The organism is Corynebacterium pilosum DSM 20521 = CIP 103422 (assembly GCF_000373805.1).
Lineage (GTDB): Bacteria > Actinomycetota > Actinomycetes > Mycobacteriales > Mycobacteriaceae > Corynebacterium > Corynebacterium pilosum.
In genome coordinates this window covers 26699-47440 of the sequence record NZ_KB892467.1, presented here as the reverse complement: position 1 = coordinate 47440, position 20742 = coordinate 26699, and the positions used below count along the sequence as shown (strand labels likewise).

The following is a 20742-nucleotide window of genomic DNA, read 5'->3' as shown; positions in this document are numbered from 1 at the left end:
GATGGCCGGTTGGATCGTCGTCAACCACTTCTACCACTCTGCCAAGTTCGCTGAGCTGCACGAGTGGTTGCTGCGCGCGGCCGACCAGGCAGGCCTGAAGGCGCAGTTTGTCACCAACGCGCAGGTTCAAGCGCAGCTGGAACGCGAACGCCCCGACTGGGTGGTGCTGTGGGACAAGGATGTCGCTGTGGGGCGCTGGCTGGAGGCCCGCGGTGTGCGCTGTTTTAACTCGGCGGCGGCGATCGAGGCCTGTGACGATAAGTTTCGCACCTACACCTGTTTGCTGGAAGCAGGCATCGCCCAGCCGGACACGATGGTGGTGCCCCTGCGTTTCCAGCCAGTCGCGTGGCAGGAGCAGCCCTTCGTGGACGAGGCTATCGAGCACTTCGGGCTGCCGGTGGTGGTCAAAGAATCTTTCGGTTCCTTCGGCGCGCAGGTGCATTTGGCCCGCACGCGCGAGGATCTTGTCACGTGGTTGGGTCAGCTGGGCGCGCGCGACGGCATCGTCCAGGAGTTCGTTACTGAGTCCGCAGGGCGGGACTATCGCCTCCAGGTGATTGGCGATGAAGTCGTGGCGACCATCGAGCGCACCGCCCAGCCAGGGGAGTTTCGCGCCAACCTGACCCATGGTGGTCAGGCCCGCCAGGTCCAGGCCACGCTAGAGCAGGAACGTTTGGCGATCGCCGCGACCCGCGCGGTGGGGGCCGGTTTCGCCGGCGTGGACCTGCTGGACGGTCCGGACGGCCCCGTGGTGTGCGAGGTCAATTCCAACGCCCATTTCGTGAACATGTCGCGTACGACCGGCATCGACATTGGCCGGTTGATCATGGAGTACGTTCGCGATGCGTAGCATGTGGCTGGTCTACGACGGCCCGCGCGCCGCCCGCAACCAGTGGATGATCAAGCAATATCTCACCACCGCCACACGTTATGGACTGCAGGCAACACTGGTGCTTGCCGACGAACCCTTAGCAGGCAGGCTGCCCAGCAGCCTGCCTGATCTCGCCCTGTTTCGCTGCGTCGCCCCGCAGCTGCGCGCGCGTCTTGAGGATTGCGGCGTAGCGGTGCACAACGGGACGGAACTTGCGCGCGTGGCCAACGATAAATGGGCCACCTACCAGTACTTCCACGCCCGCGGTGTGCCGGTGATGCGCACTCAATTGGCGCCTGGTCACACCATGGCGCCACCCTTCGTCGTGAAGCCTCGCGGCGGACACGGTGGAGAAGGGGTCGAACGCGTGACCCGCGCGACCAATGTCGACGACGACAGCCTCATCGTGCAGGAACTCGCCGACAGCCCAGGGGTGGACCTGCGCGTCTACCTGCTGGGAGGGCAGGTGCAGGCCGCGATGCTACGCACCTCCACCACCAGCTTCAAATCCAACTATTCGCTTGGCGGTTCCGCGCGCACATATTCGCTTCACGACGATGAACTGGCTCGATTGGGTGAGCTGATCAAGGTCGCGCCGATTCTTACCCAGGGGTTATGCGGGGTGGATTTCATCAGGCACCAAGACGGTTGGGTGCTTAACGAGGTCGAGGATGTCGTCGGCATGCGGATGGTGTATTCGCTGACGCAGCTGGATCTCGTCGATAAGCACCTGCGTTACCTCGCAGAAGGTGGCCCCTTTCATTAGGGTTGTGGCTATGCGCGTGCTCTATTTCATCCTTGCTACCTTGTTCACCCTGATCGCACTGGGCGCCAACTGGTTTGGTGGTCCGGGGTGGATGCTGTGGGTGTCGCTGATTCTGGCTGCGATTTTCCTCATCCTGGGGTTTATGAAAATGGCCGAGGAGAAGCCGCCGAGGGAATTCGTGCTTAGCGACGAGCAGAAAGAGACCCTGCGGGGTCTGAAGGCTGAGGGCAATGAATCCGGGGCGATCAGGCAGCTGATGCTGTGGGATCGTTACGCCAGCAACGAAGATGCCCAGCGCATCGTGAGGGAACTGGACTGATGGGACGCTGAATGGCGGTCCAAAGTCTGCGCGCCTGCAAGTAGTTCGGTAGGGTATTCGGCATGACTGAACGTACACTGATTCTTATTAAGCCAGACGGCGTCGCTAATGGCCACGTCGGCGAAATCATCTCCCGCATTGAGCGCAAGGGCCTGAAGCTCGTCGAGATGGACCTGCGTACCGCAGACCGCGAGACCGCTGAGAAGCACTACGAAGAGCACAAGGACAAGCCATTCTTCGGCGAGCTCGTTGAGTTCATCACCTCCGCACCGCTGGTCGCGGGCATCGTCGAGGGCGAGCGCGCCATCGAGGCATGGCGCCAGCTGGCTGGTGGCACCGACCCAGTGTCCAAGGCCACCCCAGGCACCATCCGTGGTGACTTCGCTCTGACCGTTGGTGAGAACGTTGTTCACGGTTCCGACTCGCTTGAGTCCGCAGAGCGCGAGATCGCAATCTGGTTCCCGAACAAGTAGTTCAACGTGGTGAAAGCTCCTCCGCAGCCATGATTATGGCTGTTGGAGGAGCTTTGATCTTTTCTGGCTTTAGTTAGGGCGTACGCCACTCACCCTGGAAATCGTTCTTCTCCATCCATGAAGAAACGTAGGGGCATTCTGCGATGATGGGCCATCCGCGGGATGCGCTGTCTTCAGCAGCGACCTTGACTAGGATGCCGGCCAGTCCGCGGCCGTTGAATTCTTTCTTCACCACGGTGTGTTTGAAATTGCGCTCAGAACCTTCGTCGACGTACTCCAGGTAGCCGACGGGGGAGCTGTCACCGTCATAGGTGATGGTGTAACGATGCGCGTCCTCGTTGTGCGCGACGTGGACGGGGCGTTGTGATTTATCGGTGTGTTCAGTGTGCTCGGTAGCCATAGTATTTTTCCTTTCGTCGTGTGGCTCCACTATAGGTCTATGAATCACTGAAAGATTCGTTTCACTGTTGCTGAACCGTTCGGTCTGACAGTAGCGACGCTACACAGGGAACATAAAGCAAACGTACAGCTGTGAAACTGCAGCTAAATCCATGTTTCTGGCGCACGTGAGTAGTCTAAAAATCTTTTAATGCAATCAATTCGATTTTCCGCGGGAAAAGATATAAGTTTGATTGCATAAAAGGTATTGCCTGTATGAGAAGGAGGTGGGGCAAGTGGCACAGCGCGCCGAGCAATCACGCGCCATTCAGAAGCGTGAGGTAATTCTGCGGGCAGCAATCGAGATCTTGTTGAACGAAGGTCTGCGAGAGGTAACGCACCGCCAAGTCGCTGCTCGGGCTGGCGTGCCCGTCGGCTCCATTGGATACTATTACGTCAGTCGAGAAAAGCTCCTAGAAACGTGCTTTACCGAACTGGCGAAGGTGCGCACGATGATCGCCGAGGAACAATTGGGGTTGGCGACGTCTACCGATAGTGACGACCTGGTGGCCTGGCGCCTCGTCGAAAGCCTGACGCTCGGCAGCAGGAAAGACCTTCCGGGCCTGATCGGCGCGCTGATTGACGGCTTGCGTGAGCCCGGCACCCTATTTGGCCTAGTGACTGAGCTTTATGCGGACTCCGTTGTAGAGGCCGAGAAAATTCTCAAGGCTTCCAACGTGGCCCTCGACGCTGTCAATGAAGTGGTTGATGCTGTGGTCGGCTCCGTTATTCGTGCTCAGCTGGAGAAAGATGAGCAACATCCGTCGATTGTCGAGACCGTTGCGGCTGTGATCGCCCGGCACCGCTAGCGGGTCCGATCAACTATTTATCGCGGGGTGTGCCACAATGGGGAGCAGCGCGCCGAGTGTGAGAACGTGCCACGACACGGTGGCCGAGGCTGGGCGCGAGGATAAGCTTTGATACCCGCATACGTACCGTGAGGTGCGCGAACTGTGTGGCGGCGGCGAACAGCGACGACAAGCTGTTGAACGCCAGCGCCCGGTAGGCGCACGTCGCGGCTTGATAATAATAGGAGATCGGTCGTGGCTGACAACAGCGAAAATACCGAACAAAACGATAAGTCCAACGCCAACGAGGCAGCGACTGCAGAAAAGAAACCGACACGGAAGGCCACGAAGAAGGGGCGCAAAGCCACCCGAAAGGCCTCTACCGCGGAGAAATCGGCGAAACGCGCTGAAAACCGAAACAGCAAAAACACTAAGAACACTAAAAATGCTGAGATGGCCTCTGGCAAAGAAACCGATCAGCCAGCCGCAGCAGAATCCAGCGCCATCCAGAACTTTGATCGCTCCCAGCTTCGTGACAAAACTCGCGTGTTCACGCTGGCGAAGCAGCTCGGCCTGCCGTCCAAGGACCTAGTCATCGCGCTCAACGGGATGGGCCTTGTCAAGGTGGCTCAGTCCTCGCTGACGCGCGCTGAGGCCGAGCAAGTCCTGGACGTGCTGCAGGGCGCGGCGACAGATCCTTCTGTCAGCACCCCAGTGCCCGAGGACGTGGCGGCGGAAGCCGATGAGAAGATCCGTGACCGCGTGCGCAAGGACGTGGCCAACGAGATCAGCCAGATCGAAGACAAGGTGGACGCGGACCTGGCCTCGTCGGAACGCGAAGAGCAGGAAGAGCAGGAAGATTCTGCGGACGCGCAGGAGTCGGAAGACGAGCCGCTAGTTGAAGTGACCCCGGAGATCACGCCAGCGCCTGCGGAGGAGACCGCCGTGGAGGCGCACGCCCCGATTTTCAAGGCTCCGTCGCGCTCTGATCGTCGTCGCGCGCGCCGCACCAGCTCCAGCTCCGCAGCCAACGAGGATGCGCAGCCGTCGAAGAAGCAGAACAAGCGTCACGACGATGCCGGCGTCGAGGCCCCTGAACAAGAGCAAGAAGCTGACGTCATTGAAGAGCCGGTAGCGATCAAGGGATCCTCGCGCCTTGAAGCCCAGCGCCGCCGCCGCAGCGAAAAGCGCGCGGAGGGTCGCAAGCAGTCGCGGATCGTCAGCCAGGCGGAGTTCTTGGCGCGCCGCGAGTCTGTCGAGCGCACCATGATCGTGCGTGAGCGCGAGCGCCACGACCACCATGGTCGGATCACCCAGGTAGGCGTGCTGGAAGATGGCCTGCTGGTGGAGCATTTCGTCACCAGCGAGGAAAATACCTCGATGATCGGAAACATTTATCTCGGCCGCGTCCAGAACGTGCTGCCCAGTATGGAAGCCGCATTCATTGACATCGGCCAAGGCCGCAACGGCGTGCTCTACGCAGGTGAAGTGGACTGGAAGGCAGCAGGACTGGGCGGGCGTGCGCGCCGCATCGAGAACGCTCTCAAGTCTGGCGACCAAGTGCTAGTGCAGGTGTCGAAGGACCCGATCGGGCACAAGGGTGCCCGTTTGACCACTCAGATTTCCCTGGCTGGCCGCTATCTCGTCTACGTGCCAGGTGGGCGCAGCGCAGGTATTTCGCGCAAGCTGCCTGCCCCTGAGCGCAAGCGTTTGAAGGAGATCTTGAACAACGTCGTCCCAGGCAAGGGCGGGGCGATCATCCGCACCGCGGCCGAAGGCGTCCCCGAGGAAGCGATCGCTGCAGATGTGAACCGACTGCACACGCAGTGGGAAGCTATCCAGGAGCAGGCGGCGAAGGAGAAGTCTTCCAAGGGTGCCAAGCCTGTCACCCTGTATGAAGAGCCAAACCTGCTGGTCAAGGTTGTGCGTGACCTGTTCAATGAAGACTTTACTGAACTGGTTGTCGATGGTGAGCGGTCCTGGAACATCGTCTACAACTACGTCTCCAAGGTCGCGCCAGATCTCGAAGACCGCCTGGTCAAGTTTGACCGCGACGAGCATGACGGCGCCGATGCTTTTGCGGAGCACCGCGTCGACGAACAACTGCAGAAGGCGCTGGGGCGCAAGGTGTGGCTGCCCTCGGGTGGTTCCCTGATCATTGATCGCACCGAAGCAATGACGGTGATCGACGTGAACACCGGCAAGTTCACCGGCTCTGGCGGTTCCTTGGAAGAAACCGTGACCGCCAACAACTTGGAGGCGGCCGAAGAGATCGTGCGCCAGATGCGCCTGCGCGACATCGGCGGCATGATCATCGTCGACTTCATCGACATGATCCTGCCCGAAAACCAAGAACTGGTTCTGCGCCGCCTGAAGGAAGCACTGGGTCGCGACCGCACCCGCCACCAAGTCTCCGAGGTCACCTCCCTGGGCTTGGTGCAGATGACACGCAAGCGCCTAGGCACCGGTCTCCTAGAGACGTTCTCCCACGAATGTGAGACCTGCGGTGGCCGCGGCTACATCCTGTCCGACGATCCAGTGGAGCACACACACGACGAGGCGCCACGCCGTCGTCGTAAGCCTGCACAAAAACCAGAGGACCACCCAGCAGCGAAGGCGATTCGTGGGCGTGACGACGAGGACTCCTCCGCACCTAAGTCCACGAAGAAACGCGATGACCGCGAGCTTGAGGAGATTGCTGACTCTGTGATCGGAACCGTCTCCGACGAGGAAGAGACCAGCAATGACACCGAGGAGCGCGAGGACAACGAACGCCGTTCCTCCCGCCGTCGCGGACGCCGTGGACGGGGTAGGGGTCGAGGACGTCAACAGGATCGCGTGAGCGATCCTGACGGTCACGAGGGCTCTGAAGACCACGATGACTCTGCAGGGACCGTCGGCGAGGGCGAGAAGACTTTCGAAGAGGCTGTTGCTGAGTTCGAGAAGTCGCCACGACGCAAGCGGCGTACCCGCGGCAACTCCCGTTCGGACCATCGCCCACGCCGCGAAGACTACGAAAAGTCTGAGCCAGCTCAACCAGACCAGGAGGACAAGCCGGTTGAGGTGATCGTCGATAAGCGATCAGATGATAAGCCAAGCCGTTCGCGCCGTGGACGCCGACGTGCGGTGCGCCGGGCACGGACGTCGGGGCAGGCGGGCCAGGCTAGTCAGTCGAATCAGCCGAAGCAGTCCACGCCGTCGGCTGAGAAAAAGAAGGAGTCCGCGCCGAAGCAGGACACCCAGAAGAAGTCCTCCTCGCGGGGACGTGGGCGCCGCCGGGCGACGCGACGCAGCACGCGGGCGTAGCTGTGGTGATGGCGGTTTGGAGTTTGGTCCCTTGACGGTGTAGTCTTTGACAGTCACTGTTTTGAGGCGCATTCTGCCCGCGAAACACGTTTATATCATTGTCCAAAAGGGGATACCTGCTAAAGAATGCGTGGCGGGGATCTCACGAGTATAGATAAGGGGTAACCCTCTATGTACGCGATCGTCAAGACCGGCGGCAAGCAGTACAAGGTTGCCGAAGGCGACCTCGTCAAGGTCGAGAAGATCGAGGGTGAGCCAGGCGATGCCGTGGCTCTCACCCCGGTTCTGCTTGTCGACGGCGCCAACGTCACCACCAAGGCAGACGACCTGGCTAAGGCCAACGTCGCTGCAGAGATCGTCGAGCACGGCAAGGGCCGTAAGATCGACATCATGAAGTACAAGAACAAGACTGGCTACAAGCGCCGCATCGGCCACCGTCAGCCACTGACTGTTCTGAAGATCACCGGCATCAAGTAAGCCGAGAACGTAATCTCAAAGGAGAAAAAACATGGCAACGAAGAAGGGCGCATCGTCCACTCAGAACGGTCGTGACTCCGAGGCAAAGCGTCTTGGCGTCAAGCGTTTCGGCGGCCAGCAGGTGAAGGCAGGCGAGATCCTCGTCCGCCAGCGCGGCACCAAGTTCCACCCAGGTGAGAACGTTGGCCGTGGCGGCGACGACACCCTGTTCGCACTGGCAGCTGGCTCCGTCCAGTTCGGCATCAAGCGCAACAAGCGTATCGTCAACATCGTTCCTGCTGAAGAGCAGGCCGCTGCTGCTACTGCTTAAGCGCGAGCTGAAGGCTTCATCGCCCATCCTCCTTGCTGAGGGTGGGCGATTTTTATTGCGGCCGCTCGGTTTTCACCGGGCGGCTGACCTGCTACTATCAGGCAAGATTTACCAGTAAGAAAGGCAGACACATGGCGCAATTTGTTGACCGCGCAGTCCTCCACCTGCAGGCGGGAGACGGTGGACACGGCTGTGTATCCGTCCACCGCGAAAAATTCAAGCCTCTCGGCGGCCCCGACGGCGGCAACGGCGGCCATGGTGGCGACATCATCCTGGAGGTGTCCCCGCAGGTCCACACGCTGCTCGACTTCCAGTGGCGCCCCCACCTGCGCGCCCCACGCGGCGGTAACGGTGCCGGCGACCACCGCAACGGCGCCCGCGGGGAGGACCTCGTCCTCCAGGTGCCCGTGGGAACCGTGGTGAAAACAGAACAGGGCGACACCCTGGCAGACCTCACCGTTCCGGGCACACGATTCCTCGCGGCCGAAGGTGGCTACGGCGGCCTGGGCAACGCAGCGCTAGCCAACGCGCAGCGCAAGGCCCCAGGCTTCGCACTCCAGGGTGAGCTCGGCGAAACACTCGACCTCATTCTGGAACTGAAGTCCATGGCCGACGTAGGCCTGGTGGGCTTCCCGTCCGCGGGCAAGTCCTCACTGATTTCAGTGCTCTCGGCCGCTAAGCCGAAGATTGCTGACTACCCGTTTACCACCCTGGAACCGAACCTTGGTGTGGTCAACGTGGGGGATGACACCTTTACTATCGCGGACGTGCCCGGCCTTATCCCAGGCGCGAGCGATGGCCGCGGGCTGGGCTTGGACTTCCTGCGCCACATCGAGCGCACCGCCGTGCTCGTGCACGTTGTGGATACTGCCTCGATCGAGCCGGGGCGTGACCCGCAGTCCGATATTGAGGCGCTCGAGGCAGAACTTGACGCCTACGCCGAAGACCTCGAACATGACACCGGCCTGGGCGATCTGCGACAGCGACCACGCGTCATTGTGCTGAATAAGGCCGACGTTCCCGAGGCCAAGGAGCTGGCTGAATTTGTCCTCGAGGACCTAGAGCAGCAGTTCGGCTGGCCGGTCCACATCATTTCCACCGCTACCCGCGAGGGCCTGGATGAGTTGAAGTGGGCTCTGTGGGAGATCGTGAAGAAGGCGCGTCGCGCGCGTCCGAAGCAGGAGAAGGCACCGGGGGCTGCAACTGATGCGGCCACGGTGCTGCGCCCACAGGCCGTGGATAATCGCCACGGTGGTGGCATCGACGTCATGGAGGATCCGGAGCAGCCAGGCGCATTCATCGTCACAGGCAAGAAGGCGCTGCGCTGGATTCAGCAGACCGACTTCGAAAACGACGAGGCAATTGGTTACCTGTCCGACCGTCTCAACCGCGCCGGCGTGGAGGACAAGCTGCGCAAACTCCGCGCGCGTGAGGGCGCGACGGTGACCATCGGGGAGATTTCCTTTGACTGGGAGCCGTCCCTGGCAGGCGATCCGACCTTGGCCGGACGTGGCCGAGACGCCCGCTTGGAGACCACCACCCGTGCCTCTGCGGAGGAGCGCAAGCGCGCGTCCCAGGCACGTCGCGGTCTGATCGACGAATACGACTACGGCCAGGGCGAGGAGGCCGACCGCGAACGTTGGCAGGGCTAAGCAGTCTTATAGGATAAGAAGCTATGACCAGCCAGCAGCTTCGTGACCACCTCGCCACAGCAAAGCGCGTGGTGGTGAAACTCGGTAGCTCTTCGCTAGTGAACCCGGATTCGACGGTGAGCGGCGAGAAAATCGACCGCATCGTCGACGCCCTCGAGGCCCGCATGAAGCGCGGGTCCGATGTGATGGTGGTGTCCTCGGGCGCGATCGCCGCGGGTATGGAGCCGCTGGGGCTGAAGACGCGCCCGCAGGACTTAGCGACGAAGCAGGCCGCCGCCGCGGTGGGGCAGGTGCACTTGGCCCAGCAGTGGGGGAGTTCTTTCGCCCGCTACGGGCGCACCACCGGGCAGGTGTTGTTGACCGCGGCGGATGCTGGCCGGCGTGATCGGGCCCGCAACGCTCAGCGCACGATCGATAGGTTGCGTCAGTTGGGCACGGTGCCCATCGTCAACGAGAACGACACAGTGGCTACGTCTGAGATGCGGTTTGGCGATAATGACCGCCTCAGCGCGATCGTCGCGACGCTCACCGCAGCCGACGCCCTGGTGCTGCTATCGGATGTGGACGGATTGTATGACCGCAACCCGTCCGAACCGGGTGCCCGTTTCATCGACGAGGTGCGCACCGGGCACGACCTTGCCGATGTCGCCGCCGGCGATGGCGGGCGATTGGGCACCGGCGGGATGGCTTCAAAGGTATCGGCGGCTAGGCTTGCTGCGCGCGGTGGGGTGCCGGTGCTGCTTGCCTCAGCGGAACAGATTGAGCAGGCGCTTGTCGACGCTTCCGTGGGCACCGTTTTCCACACCCGCCCGGATAAGCGTTTGAGTGCTTGGAAATTTTGGGCGCTCTACGCCGCCGATGCGGAGGGCGTGTTGCGTCTCGACGAGGGCGCGGTGAAAGCCGTGACCCGCGGCGGGACCAGCCTGCTGGCTGTGGGGATCACCGCTATCGAGGGCGATTTCCAGGCGGGAGACATCGTAGAAATCCTGGGCCCAGAAGGCCAGAACGTGGGCCGCGGCGAAGTCGCCTATAGCGCACACGTCTTGGTGGATATGCTGGGTAAACACACCGACGAGTTGCCGGACGGGCAGCGCCGCCCAGTAGTACACGCGGATTACCTTTCCAACTACGCCACACGCCTGTAGTCGCTAGGCTGGGGTACATGAAATTTACTTTTCTTGGTGACCCATGGAAGAACGTAGTAGACGAGGTGGAGGCCGCCGGCCACACCTACGTTGAGGACCTGTCAGAAGCCGAATTCTTGGTCTACCCCGGCGGGCGGCTGCCCGAGCTGCCCGAGAATATCAAGTGGGTGCAGTTCATCTACTCCGGTGTGGATGGCATCCTGCCCAAGATTAAGAAAAGCGGTGTGCGCTGGGCTAACGCTGCCGGCGTCTATGCCGCTCCAGTCGCGGAGGCTGCGCTGGCCCTGATGTTGTCTGTGATGCACCAGCATAAGGCCGCCACCATGTACCCGACGTTCCAGGTACGCGCCGAGCTAGACGCGCGGACGCAGTTGCTTGCCGACGACGAGACCACCGTGGTCATTTTGGGCGCGGGTGGAATCGGGACGCGCTTGATTGAAATGCTGCGCGGGTTCAACGCGAATGTGGTTGCTGTGAACCGTTCCGGCAATCCGGTGGAGGGCGCGGATCGCGTGGTGACTACGGAGCAGCTCGACGAGGTGTGGCCTGATGCCGACGTGGTGGTGAACCTGCTTCCTCTGACAGAGCAGACTAGGGGGCTCGTCGATAAGCAGGCGTTTGAAACCATGCCCGACAATGCCATCGTGGTGAACGTGGGCCGCGGGCCAGTGGTGAATACTGATGACCTGGTGTGGGCACTACAAAACGGCGTGATTGCGGGGGCAGGTTTGGACGTGACCGATCCAGAGCCGCTGCCCGATGATCACCCGCTGTGGTCCATGCCGAACTGCCAGATCACGCCGCATATTGCGACGACGTGGACGACGGCACCGAAGTTCATCGCACCGTGCATCATCGCCAACGCCAACGCTTTCGAAGCCGGTGAGACGATGCCCACCGAGGTGGACACCGACGCGGGCTACTAGGCGAGCTGGAGCGTGCGCACCTCCACCTGGTCGCCGCGGACAAAGAGCAGCTCGAGGCGCTCAATCTTCCACTGGCTGCCCAGCAGGTGGGCGTAGAGCTGCAACTGGGTGAAGTACTCGTCGACAAGCTGCGCGGACGCGTAGGCGTCGGTCTTGTAGTCGGCGATCACCCAGCCGTCGGCGTCCTCATCGAAGTAAAGCAGGTCGATGATGCCATCGACGGCAACGGAGCCCACCTTGGAGATCACAGGGATCTCGCGGTGGTGCCTGCCTGCAAACGCGCCCTGGACTATCGGGTGGGCAGCCAAGGCCCGGGCTGCGCGGGCAGCGATGGGGACCAACTCCTGGTCCAGATCATGGATCCCAGCCAAGTTGGCTGCCTCGGAGTCCACCTGTGCATCGTCGGTGTAGGTGTCCATCAGATCGTGCACGACGGTACCGAAGACGGAACCATATCCGCTGTTGTCACCGACCACGTCTAGGCCGGGCTGGTTCGCGGCGCGCAGCCAGCCGTTGTCGGTGGCCAGAGTACGCAGCGCTGTTGCGGTTTCGTTGTCTTGGTCCGCATGAGCGATCGCGGTGGCCGTGAGTTTCCCTCCGGCGGTGCGGACGCGTGAACGTAGCTTCTCGCGTTCGTTGAATTTCTTCTCGATGGCTTCGAGATCCGGCGTCGTACCCTCTGCGTGCTGGATCGTTACTTCGGCGTCTCCGAACTCGGCAGGAGTGGTCACGTTGAGGTAGTCCGATTCCGGCGGCAAGATTGAACCGTCGGGGTCCAGTGGGGCTACTACATCGGCGAATGGCTTCCCCTTGGCTTTCGCGTACGCCTTGCCAGACTTGAGTCGCTTCAGCTCGAGTGGCACCACCAGCGCGTGTTCGGCACGTGTTGCCGCAACATAGTGGCGGCGGACTGCTTCGGCTTCGTCGGCGAGTTTGTCGTAGTGTTCAAAATCTTCATAACCAGGGGTAAAGATTTCTTTGAACTTGAATTCGACAGCGCGGGTTACCGGGTGGAAGCCCAGCGCACCCGCCCTCGCCCTGTCGTCGCCCGCGAGACCACCAAGAATGACTACCGGGAATTCACGGCCCTTGGAAGCGTGGACAGTCATCACACGCACAGCGTCGGAGCCGTCGTCGAGCACGGGATCGGCTGCGCCGTCGCGGTCAGAAGCCTGTTCCAGTGTCCAGCGCAGGAAAGCATTAAGCCCAGCGTTGGTTTCCTCTGAGAATACCTCGGCATCGTGGATGACGCGCTGGACGCGACGAATCCCCATCTCATCACCAGTGGCAGCCAGATCCGGAATCACACCCAGCGTGTCCACCACATTGCGTACGGTGGTAGCCACATCCGCCCGCTTCGCCCCATTCTGCAGCGACCGGAGTTTGTCGATAGCGGTAGTGTACGGGTGGTCGTCGGCAAGCGTAATGCCCTCGAAACGGGCCTGAGCAGCCTCGGCGAGGTTCTGGTCGCTCAGACCAAACGAAGGAGTACGCAATGCCACGGTGGTGGCCATGCGGTTGGCGGGGTCGGCGATAGCGCGCAGGATCGAGGTGAGGTTCTCAATCTCTGGAGCGGCGTAGACCTTCTGAGAGGTCTCCGTCCTCGCCGGGATCTCGTCCTTAGTGAGTTTTTCCGCCACGGCCAATGCATCAGCGTGGGTTGGTACAAGGACGGCAATGTCATTCAAGGCCACAGGCTCGCCGGTGAGCCGTCCGCCGTGAGCGCGACGCACCGCGGCAGCGATATCGTTGAGCTCAGCCTTTTTGAAGTCGGCGGTGTCCAGACCGTGGTCGGTCTCATCGTGCGGCCTGCACAGGAACTCGACATGGCCTGGATTCTCCGAGAAGGCGTCCATTGTGACATAAGGGACAGCCTTCGGCTCCGCTTGTGCAGGGTTTGGTTCTGGGAGGTTGTCGAACATGCCGGCAAACAGGGAGTTGATCGCACCAACGACGTCGTGGCGGGACCGGAAATTTGCCGTGAGCTTCAAAACGTTGCCCGCATCTTCTGCCTTTTCGCGTGCGCTGAGATACGTGTCTAGGTCAGCGCGACGGAAGCGGTAGATCGACTGCTTCGGGTCACCGACAGTGAAGAGGTGGCCGGGCTGATCGGCGACGATCTTGTCGACGATCTCCAGCTGGGCTGGGTCCGTGTCCTGGAACTCGTCGATCGCGACCATGCGGAAATGCTTTGACAGGGCGCCGCATACCTCAGGCTTTTCGACGAGGCGAGCTGCCAAGTAAATCATGTCGTGGTATTCCAGCTCGCCCGAGCGGCGCCGCTTGTCCGCATCACGCAGGGTCAGTGCAGCGATCAGGCGGCGGAGCACCGCAGCGTAGTAGGACAGGGGCCCACGGGCCCGCTGGGACCACTGCTTATCGTGCGCGGTGAAGAGGCCCCTGATGTCCTTCATGGGCTTGTTGTGCCAATTGCCCTTGGAACCGACGTTGCCGGGCTTCGAAAAGTAGTTCGCGTCTGCGTCCACGATGGTCTCTTCAGCGCGACGAGTCAGGCTTTCAACGTAGTCGATCGCAGGCGATAGTTTTTCCTGGTACCACCTGTCCGATTCGTTGGTGCACTGCGCCGCGATTGCGCGCAGATCCGTGAGCACCTCGTGGACGTACGCCTTATCCAACACCTGCTTTTCAGGCAGGGCACCACCGGATGCAGGATTACTTGCGTCAGTGGATAGTTCACCCCAGTGCTCGTCCATGAACAGGGCGATATCTTCAATATTTTTGGTGCTCATCCCTGCTGCCAAGAGTCCGTCGATGGCTTCGGCCACCACGGTGGGCTCCACGCCGATATTAAGGGCGCGGATCTCCTCTGCCATGCCCTCCGGGTCAGTCACCACCTGGTCAATAAATGTCAGGGTAGATTCGGCACGCAGCACAGCATTAAAGGATGCAGCAAGGTCGCTCGACTTCCGCACCGTGGGCGGCACACCTACTTCCAGCGGGTACATGGAGATCAACCGCAAGCAGAATGAGTGCAGCGTCTCAATTGCTGCTCCCGGCAAGTCACCGAGGGCACGCCTAGCACGCTCCCTAGCATCTGCTGCTTCGAATTCACGAATTTCTTCGTGGACCTTTAACTGCCCGGTCTGTTCCACCTCGGTCAGGGCCGCGCGCAAACGGTTGACAAGCTCTTCCGCGGCTTTCTCCGTGAACGTGATGGCAGCCAACTGGCTCAGAGGAACGTCTTCGTCGATCAGCAAAGTAATCAAACGCTGTACCAGCAGGAAAGTCTTGCCTGAGCCCGCGCCAGCTTCGACGAAGTAGGAGGTGTCGGTGTCATAGGTGATCTTGTCGCGGAGAGCTTGGTCTGCAGGGATAGTCATTAGTTGTCCTCCTGGATGTCCGAGTCGAGCTGATCAGCGCCGCTGTGGGCTACGGCGAGAGCGGTCGTGTTCGTGCCGTGAGGTCCACGAAGAAGGGTTGTGTCCTCGAAACCGAAGAGGTACTTTTCCTTCGCGAAGGTCGGCGGGAAGTGGCCCTGCACGATGCTGGTGTACGTCTTCTGCAGGAAGTTACGCAGCTCTTCAGTAGTGGCGTCGTCGTTGCGTATCGATACTTCGGGGTTTTCATTGTCCCGGAACATCCAGTACCTCGATGTCACGGTTACTGGCGCGCCGGGAGTGGCGAACTTGGCGAGGATCTCAGCCAGCCCTGAGAGCGGTGCCTTGTCGCTGTCCTCGATGGACGTTTGCGCTGCTGCGCCGTAGATGGCCAGCTGGATCGCGTAGCCACCCTCGCCCTTTTCATGGTCTTTTGGTTCTCCGACCGGGCTGTTTTTAAGTTTGTCAGCGAAGTTCTCGCCCTTGCCAGACTTATAGTCGGTAACACGCAAGTGGACACCACCTGCTTCGTCGACACGTACGTCCACGCGGTCGATCGCGCCGCGGAGCTGAACCTCGCTGTGCGCGCCATGTTCAGGCGAAATTGCCACACGTACTGGGGGATGGGAGGCTCCGGCATCATCGCTGGCGCCGAAGACGGTTTCCGCGCCTACCGCGATCCAGCCATCGGCGATATCGGCCATTTCGCGATCGAACCAGCGCGCAACATTGGCCCGAACGTCTTGAGTAAAGGACTCCCACGTGGTGGCAGAGTAGCGTTCGTCGCGGGTACCTAGGTGCGTATCGACGATCCGATCAAGTACCGCACGTGCCTCTTCCTGATCGGGGATCGTGCCGATCTTGTCGCCCAGCCGCACCTCATTAGTCCAGTCCTCAAAGATGCGGTGGTAGATTGTGCCGCGCTCGAGCGGCGAGACCTGGGTGGCGGGTGCTGGGTCCTCCAACATGGGGGAGCGCAGCAGGTAGCGGAAGAGGAACAGCTGCGGGTCCTCGGTGTACAGCTCCAGCGCTGAGGCTGAGACCGGTTGATCAAACCACTTTGCGGCAAGCGTGCTGTCAATAAACCCGTTCCACTCGTTGCGATCACCTTCCTTGCGGGCCTGGCTGACTTTGACGAAGTCAGTCTCTGGACGCATCGTGGCATTGGTGATGCGCCCCAGCGCTTGCTCGGTCAGTGGCACCAGTGTACTGCTATCGAACCGGGGATAAAGTTTTTTCTCATCGGGAAGGTAAGGCAGGATCCAACCGGAAGGTTCACCCGTGAGTGACCCGTCGATCGCGCTGCGGGCAAAGGAGATCTCCACGGTGTCCGCCGAGCGCAGTGCCGCCTCCCACAGGGTGCGGGTGTGTTCGTTGTACCAAGTGGCGTCGCGACCAGACTGCTGTTCGGTGATCGCCGGATCAAAAGAGAAGGAACCCGGCAGCGCCGCATCCGAGGCGCCAATAATGTAGAGGTAGCGCAACTTCTTTCCGACAATGTCCTCGAGGCTGCCGACGATCATCTCTCCCTGCTTCGTGACCTCCTGTGGGGACGTCCACGTATCTGTCAGCAGTTCCACGACCATCGCCTGGGTTGGAGCGGGAAGCTCGCCGTCGAAGGTGGCCAAGGAGTCTACGGTGTCCAGAATGAGGTCTGCGCTCACCGCCTTATCCAACTTCAAATATTTCATCACCAGAGCGCGTAAACGCGTCGCCACATCGGTCCACGTGCGCGCGCTCCACACCCCGCGCAGTCCGGCCTGCAGTTCGTTGCGCCACTGCAGAACGGTCGCGTCATCCTCGTCGGCAAGTTCAATATCCCAGTCCCCACCCGAATCGATGGGCATATCGCGGTCACGGGTAAATCGGTTGAAAGAAAACGCCGAGGGCGAGTTCGCCATGAGCCCGCTTTCTAGCAGCTCAGACAGCGCACGCCGCGGGGTCGTGTGCGCATCCAGCGACACTAAACGCAAGACGGTTCGCACAGCCGGGTCCTGAGCCCACGTGTTCACCGCAGGCACGCGGGCGGGAAAAACTGCGTATTGGCTCATTCGTACTAGCTCTGGAAGGTAATCGGCTGACGGGGTCACCACGGCTATATCGCTGGCCGTTAAGGTCTCGTCGTCAAGCGCGTGCGCGGCGATCTTGGACAGTGTCGCTTCGATCTCCTCTTGCGGGTCCAGGTATGTCATCGTTTTTGGAATCGGCTGCGCACACACAGTGACATCGGCGGGGACGGGAGACAGCGCCTTAAAAAGTGCTTCTTCCTGCGGGTCCGCCGGGATCACGCCCGCGCTGATAAATGCGCGCTCCTGGCCTGCACGTGCGGCCACTTCAAAAGCCTCGGCCCAGGTGTAGTGATCGTCACGGGTACGCTGCTCCACCAGCTCCGCGATGCGTGCAGCCTCCCGGGGTAATTCTCCGGTCCCCGCTTGGGCGCGAGCCTTTGGTTGTAAACGCAGCAAGCGCCCCACGATGGTGCTTAACGACGACCGCGTCGCCGTTTCCGTATGAATCCCATGGCCGCGGAAGGCTGAATCCTCGTCGAGAAGAATGCGTGTCACCTCCGTCATGATCCGGCGCCGGGGCAGCGGGCTACGCGGAGCCAACGCGCGGGCGGCCTCACGGATGTACCCATCGAGGGTCACCACATTGACATCCACATAGGGGCCGGTTTCAGCAAGGGCGATCACAACATCGTTGCGTGCGTGGGGCCCACACAGCACGGTGACTGGGAGCGAGGCATCGTCGGCACGCGCTTGCGCAATGGCGGCCTGGAGGGAAAGGGCAGGTGTGTGCACTGTCATGTGACACACCATAAAACATGAACCGGACACCCGTCCGGGGAACGCTTCGAACAGGTGTATAAGCAGCGGGAACGCGCTAGGATGAAGTGCCATGAGCACCCAGACTGAACAAGCCCGCGCTGCCGAGCGCGACCAGGTCCTGTCCAAAGCCCGCGCAGCAAAGCAGGTAGCACCACTCCTCGCCACCCTGCCGACCAGCGCAAAGGACGCCCTGTTGCGTGATGCCGCCGACGAGTTGATCGCGCGTGCCGACGACATCCTGGCCGCTAACCAGGACGATATTGATGCCGGCCGGGCCAACGGGATGGCGGAGTCTCTCATCGATCGCTTAGCGCTGGATGCGGGCCGTATTGAGGGCATCGCTGGTGGTTTGCGCCAGGTCGCGGACCTCAAAGACCCGGTGGGCGTGGTCCTGCAAGGCGGGGTGATGGCCAACGGCATCCAGATGAAGCAGGTGCGCGTGCCACTCGGCGTGATGGGCATGGTCTATGAGGCCCGCCCCAACGTCACGGTGGACGCGTTCGGCCTGGCGATCAAGTCCGGCAACGTGGCCTTGCTGCGTGGCTCGTCGACAGCTGAGCACTCGAACGCGAAGCTAGTGCAAATCCTGCAGGAAGTCGCGCAGCGCCACGATCTGCCACGCGAGATCGTGCAGCTGCTGCCCTGTGAGTCGCACGATTCCGTGCAGGATCTGATCACCGCACGCGGACTTGTGGACGTGGTGATTCCCCGCGGCTCTGCGCGCCTGATCAACGCCGTGGTCACCGGGGCTACCGTACCCACCATTGAGACCGGCACCGGCAACTGCCACTTCTTCGTGGACAAGGACGCGGGCCTGGATCAGGCGATTGAGATGCTGGTCAACGGGAAGACGCGCCGGGTCAGCGTGTGCAACGCCACCGAGACCGTGCTGCTGGACAAGGCGCTTGCCGACGAAGACAAGGCCCGTGTGCTGAACGCGCTCCAGGAGGCTGGCGTGACCGTCCATGGTGAGAAGGCTGAGCTAGAGGCGCTGGGTGTGGGCGATATCGTGCAGGCCGAGGAGGCTGACTGGGCGGATGAATATCTGTCGATGGATATCGCGGCGGCCGTGGTCGATGGGGTAGACGGGGCTATCGCGCACATCGCGTGGTGGAGCTCTGGGCATACCGACGCCATTGCCTCGCTGAATGCTTATACCCTGCAGAAGTTTGCTAATGAGGTGGATTCGGCTGCTGTGATGCTTAATGCGTCCACAGCATTTACCGATGGTGAACAGTATGGCATGGGTGCGGAAATTGGCATCTCCACCCAAAAGCTGCATGCGCGTGGGCCGATGGCGCTTCCAGAGTTGACCAGTACAAAGTGGATTCTGGAGGGGACCGGACAGACACGTCCCTAAGTGGTGGAAAACACTGTCGGTTTGCTGTCGTATCAGCTATCCTTAAGGAAATTACATACCGACTAAGAAGAAGAGCCCACATGCTTAAGATCACTCGTGTTTCCCTCGCTGCCGCAACCGCCGCAACCATTGCTCTGTCCGGTGTCTCTGTAGCTTCGGCAGACCAGGCTGACAACCCATTCGGGTCGTCGGTCACCAGCTCCGAGTACCAGATTGACGAAAACGGTGACCGCACCCTGGTGCGTGAAAACACCAAGACTCGCAAGGCATCTCAGGCCCTGGCCGATGCGTGGGGCAGCATGCAAAACGCGGGTCAGTCGTCGACAAGCAGCACCTTGGCCGCTGCGGAATCGTCCTCTGAGGTCCCAGCGTGGGTAATTCCAGTCGCTGGTGTGCTCGGCGCGGTGGCCATGCTCGTGGCCGTGCTGAATTTCTTGGTTCCGGCGTGGAGCATCGATGTGGTTCCGCTAATCTAGCTGCGCGACGCTAGACTGTGAACCCATGACGACACCCGAATCCCAGGCGCCGTGCAGCGATCCAACACAGTCATCATCGGACGGCCGCCGCATTGGGGTGATGGGCGGAACGTTCGATCCGATCCACCACGGGCACCTCGTCGCGGCTAGTGAGGTGGCGGATCGTTTCGCCCTCGACGAAGTGGTTTTCGTGCCGACGGGCGAGCCGTGGCAGAAAGCGGACCGGAAGGTGTCGGACTCTGAGGCCCGCTACCTGATGACGGTGATCGCCACCGCGTCAAACCCGCGTTTCACCGTCTCGCGGGTGGATATTGATAGGCCGGGGCCCACCTACACCATCGATACGCTGCGGGATCTTGCCAAAATTTATCCTGACGACAAACTTTTCTTTATCACCGGGGCTGACGCGTTGGCCTCGATCCTGTCGTGGCGGGACTGGCAACAGATGTTTGACGTGGCGGAATTCGTCGGCGTGACCCGGCCCGGCTACGAGCTAACCGAAGACATGTTGCCGGATGTCCACCAGGACAAAGTGCACCTGATCGATGTGCCGGCGATGGCGATCTCCTCGACCGACTGCCGCGAGCGCTCCGCCACAGGCCGCCCCGTGTGGTACCTGGTGCCGGATGGGGTGGTGCAGTTCATCGCCAAGCATAAGCTCTACGCGCCACAGGCATGCCTCGGAGAGGCATAAGTTGAGGCATGAGTAGCAAAAAGTGGCGCTATCGTGGGAGACTAGAATCTAATTATCTCAAGCACATGAATTGCAAAAGTAAAGGAACGTGCCCATTTGACTGCTACTGAAGAGTCCCGCAACAAAGCGATCATCGCCGCACAGGCGGCCGATGAGAAGCTTGGCAAGGATATCGCCGTCATCGACGTCAGCGACGTGATGGCGATCGCTGACATTTTCGTCGTCGTATCCGGCGAGAATGAGCGCCAGGTGCGCGCGATTGTCGACGAGATCGACGAAAAGATGTCCGACGCAGGCTTTGAGCCGAAGCGCCGCGAAGGCAACCGCGAATTCCGTTGGGTGCTGCTTGATTATGGCCTCGTTGTCGTCCACGTGCAGCGCACCAACGAGCGTGATTTCTACGGCTTGGACCGCCTCTACGCGGACTGCCCACGCATCGAAGTCGAAGGCGTCGAGACCGCCCCGGCCCCCGGCAAGTGGGCCGACGATAGCAATGTGCGCGAGATCGAGGACATCGAAGACCTGCCCTTGGCTGGTGAAGAACCGACCGACGAGGACGAAAGCTACTACTAATC

18 protein-coding genes are annotated in these 20742 nt (G+C 61.0%); 15 read left to right on the top strand and 3 right to left on the bottom strand.

Translation table 11 applies throughout. The features are described from left to right. Window position 1 precedes the first annotated feature (1 nt). The 4 genes from B097_RS0108675 (at window position 2) to ndk (ending at window position 2429) form a co-directional block, all read left to right on the top strand. Window positions 2-850: a RimK family alpha-L-glutamate ligase gene (locus B097_RS0108675; RefSeq protein ID WP_018582139.1), complete on the top strand. Its 849-nt coding sequence runs from the start codon at window positions 2-4 to the stop codon at window positions 848-850. After that, on the top strand, window positions 843-1637 hold the full coding sequence (locus B097_RS0108670; RefSeq protein WP_018582138.1) for an ATP-grasp domain-containing protein: 795 nt from the start codon (window positions 843-845) through the stop codon (window positions 1635-1637). The genes B097_RS0108675 and B097_RS0108670 overlap by 8 nt, the downstream gene beginning before the upstream one ends. A gap of 10 nt (window positions 1638-1647) precedes the next feature. Then, on the top strand, window positions 1648-1956 hold the full coding sequence (locus B097_RS0108665; protein ID WP_018582137.1) for a hypothetical protein: 309 nt from the start codon (window positions 1648-1650) through the stop codon (window positions 1954-1956). Window positions 1957-2018: 62 nt separating this feature from the next. Continuing rightward, on the top strand, window positions 2019-2429 hold the full coding sequence (ndk, locus tag B097_RS0108660) for a nucleoside-diphosphate kinase (protein WP_018582136.1): 411 nt from the start codon (window positions 2019-2021) through the stop codon (window positions 2427-2429). A gap of 73 nt (window positions 2430-2502) precedes the next feature. Here the strand turns inward: ndk and B097_RS0108655 are convergent, their stop codons facing one another. Further along, window positions 2503-2829: a GNAT family N-acetyltransferase gene (locus B097_RS0108655; RefSeq protein WP_018582135.1), complete on the bottom strand. Its 327-nt coding sequence runs from the start codon at window positions 2827-2829 to the stop codon at window positions 2503-2505. Between the two features lie 274 nt (window positions 2830-3103). Between B097_RS0108655 and B097_RS0108650 the strand changes: the two genes are divergently transcribed. From B097_RS0108650 to B097_RS0108620, 7 genes are all read left to right on the top strand, one after another. After that, the gene (locus tag B097_RS0108650; protein ID WP_018582134.1) at window positions 3104-3676 is read left to right on the top strand and encodes a TetR/AcrR family transcriptional regulator; all 573 of its coding nucleotides are present in this window, start codon (window positions 3104-3106) and stop codon (window positions 3674-3676) included. A gap of 234 nt (window positions 3677-3910) precedes the next feature. Beyond that, complete coding sequence (locus B097_RS0108645) at window positions 3911-6961, top strand: translation initiation factor IF-2 N-terminal domain-containing protein (protein WP_018582133.1); 3051 nt, start codon at window positions 3911-3913, stop codon at window positions 6959-6961. Window positions 6962-7132: 171 nt separating this feature from the next. Then, window positions 7133-7438, top strand: a complete 306-nt coding sequence (gene rplU / locus B097_RS0108640; RefSeq protein WP_018582132.1) for a 50S ribosomal protein L21 — start codon at window positions 7133-7135, stop codon at window positions 7436-7438. 31 nt (window positions 7439-7469) lie between these two features. Continuing rightward, window positions 7470-7748, top strand: coding sequence for a 50S ribosomal protein L27 (gene rpmA / locus B097_RS0108635; protein ID WP_018582131.1), 279 nt, complete (start codon window positions 7470-7472; stop codon window positions 7746-7748). A 131-nt stretch (window positions 7749-7879) separates the two neighbouring features. Then, complete coding sequence (gene obgE / locus B097_RS0108630; protein ID WP_018582130.1) at window positions 7880-9400, top strand: GTPase ObgE; 1521 nt, start codon at window positions 7880-7882, stop codon at window positions 9398-9400. Window positions 9401-9423: 23 nt separating this feature from the next. Continuing rightward, on the top strand, window positions 9424-10545 hold the full coding sequence (gene proB, locus B097_RS0108625) for a glutamate 5-kinase (protein ID WP_018582129.1): 1122 nt from the start codon (window positions 9424-9426) through the stop codon (window positions 10543-10545). Between the two features lie 17 nt (window positions 10546-10562). Continuing rightward, on the top strand, window positions 10563-11471 hold the full coding sequence (locus B097_RS0108620; protein WP_018582128.1) for a D-isomer specific 2-hydroxyacid dehydrogenase family protein: 909 nt from the start codon (window positions 10563-10565) through the stop codon (window positions 11469-11471). Here the strand turns inward: B097_RS0108620 and B097_RS0108615 are convergent. Then, the gene (locus tag B097_RS0108615) at window positions 11468-14812 is read right to left on the bottom strand and encodes a UvrD-helicase domain-containing protein (RefSeq protein WP_018582127.1); all 3345 of its coding nucleotides are present in this window, start codon (window positions 14810-14812) and stop codon (window positions 11468-11470) included. The two genes, B097_RS0108620 and B097_RS0108615, sit on opposite strands and share 4 nt — an antisense overlap. Further along, window positions 14812-17616, bottom strand: coding sequence for a PD-(D/E)XK nuclease family protein (locus tag B097_RS0108610; RefSeq protein ID WP_018582126.1), 2805 nt, complete (start codon window positions 17614-17616; stop codon window positions 14812-14814). Before B097_RS0108610 ends, B097_RS0108615 begins: the two co-directional genes overlap by 1 nt. Window positions 17617-17707: 91 nt before the next feature. Here B097_RS0108610 and B097_RS0108605 point away from each other — a divergent pair, with 91 nt between their 5' ends. From B097_RS0108605 to rsfS, 4 genes are all read left to right on the top strand, one after another. After that, window positions 17708-18997, top strand: a complete 1290-nt coding sequence (locus tag B097_RS0108605; protein WP_018582125.1) for a glutamate-5-semialdehyde dehydrogenase — start codon at window positions 17708-17710, stop codon at window positions 18995-18997. 80 nt (window positions 18998-19077) lie between these two features. Continuing rightward, window positions 19078-19473 (top strand): hypothetical protein, encoded by a 396-nt coding sequence (locus B097_RS0108600; protein ID WP_018582124.1) that lies wholly within the window; start codon window positions 19078-19080, stop codon window positions 19471-19473. Between the two features lie 25 nt (window positions 19474-19498). After that, window positions 19499-20167: a nicotinate-nucleotide adenylyltransferase gene (gene nadD, locus B097_RS0108595; protein ID WP_081618038.1), complete on the top strand. Its 669-nt coding sequence runs from the start codon at window positions 19499-19501 to the stop codon at window positions 20165-20167. Between the two features lie 96 nt (window positions 20168-20263). After that, the gene (rsfS, locus tag B097_RS0108590) at window positions 20264-20740 is read left to right on the top strand and encodes a ribosome silencing factor (protein ID WP_018582122.1); all 477 of its coding nucleotides are present in this window, start codon (window positions 20264-20266) and stop codon (window positions 20738-20740) included. Window positions 20741-20742 lie beyond the last annotated feature (2 nt).

Bases quoted from the DNA above. Each gene is read 5' to 3' on its own strand.
- B097_RS0108670 (WP_018582138.1), top strand. From the start codon at position 843: ATGCGTAGCATGTGGCTGGTCTACGACGGCCCGCGCGCCGCCCGCAAC.
- obgE (WP_018582130.1), top strand. From the start codon at position 7,880: ATGGCGCAATTTGTTGACCGCGCAGTCCTCCACCTGCAGGCGGGAGAC.
- B097_RS0108610 (WP_018582126.1), bottom strand. From the start codon at position 17,616: ATGACAGTGCACACACCTGCCCTTTCCCTCCAGGCCGCCATTGCGCAA.
- proB (WP_018582129.1), top strand. From the start codon at position 9,424: ATGACCAGCCAGCAGCTTCGTGACCACCTCGCCACAGCAAAGCGCGTG.
- ndk (WP_018582136.1), top strand. From the start codon at position 2,019: ATGACTGAACGTACACTGATTCTTATTAAGCCAGACGGCGTCGCTAAT.
- B097_RS0108615 (WP_018582127.1), bottom strand. From the start codon at position 14,812: ATGACTATCCCTGCAGACCAAGCTCTCCGCGACAAGATCACCTATGAC.
- B097_RS0108665 (WP_018582137.1), top strand. From the start codon at position 1,648: ATGCGCGTGCTCTATTTCATCCTTGCTACCTTGTTCACCCTGATCGCA.
- B097_RS0108620 (WP_018582128.1), top strand. From the start codon at position 10,563: ATGAAATTTACTTTTCTTGGTGACCCATGGAAGAACGTAGTAGACGAG.
- B097_RS0108675 (WP_018582139.1), top strand. From the start codon at position 2: ATGGCCGGTTGGATCGTCGTCAACCACTTCTACCACTCTGCCAAGTTC.
- nadD (WP_081618038.1), top strand. From the start codon at position 19,499: ATGACGACACCCGAATCCCAGGCGCCGTGCAGCGATCCAACACAGTCA.
- B097_RS0108600 (WP_018582124.1), top strand. From the start codon at position 19,078: ATGCTTAAGATCACTCGTGTTTCCCTCGCTGCCGCAACCGCCGCAACC.
- B097_RS0108605 (WP_018582125.1), top strand. From the start codon at position 17,708: ATGAGCACCCAGACTGAACAAGCCCGCGCTGCCGAGCGCGACCAGGTC.
- B097_RS0108655 (WP_018582135.1), bottom strand. From the start codon at position 2,829: ATGGCTACCGAGCACACTGAACACACCGATAAATCACAACGCCCCGTC.
- rplU (WP_018582132.1), top strand. From the start codon at position 7,133: ATGTACGCGATCGTCAAGACCGGCGGCAAGCAGTACAAGGTTGCCGAA.
- rpmA (WP_018582131.1), top strand. From the start codon at position 7,470: ATGGCAACGAAGAAGGGCGCATCGTCCACTCAGAACGGTCGTGACTCC.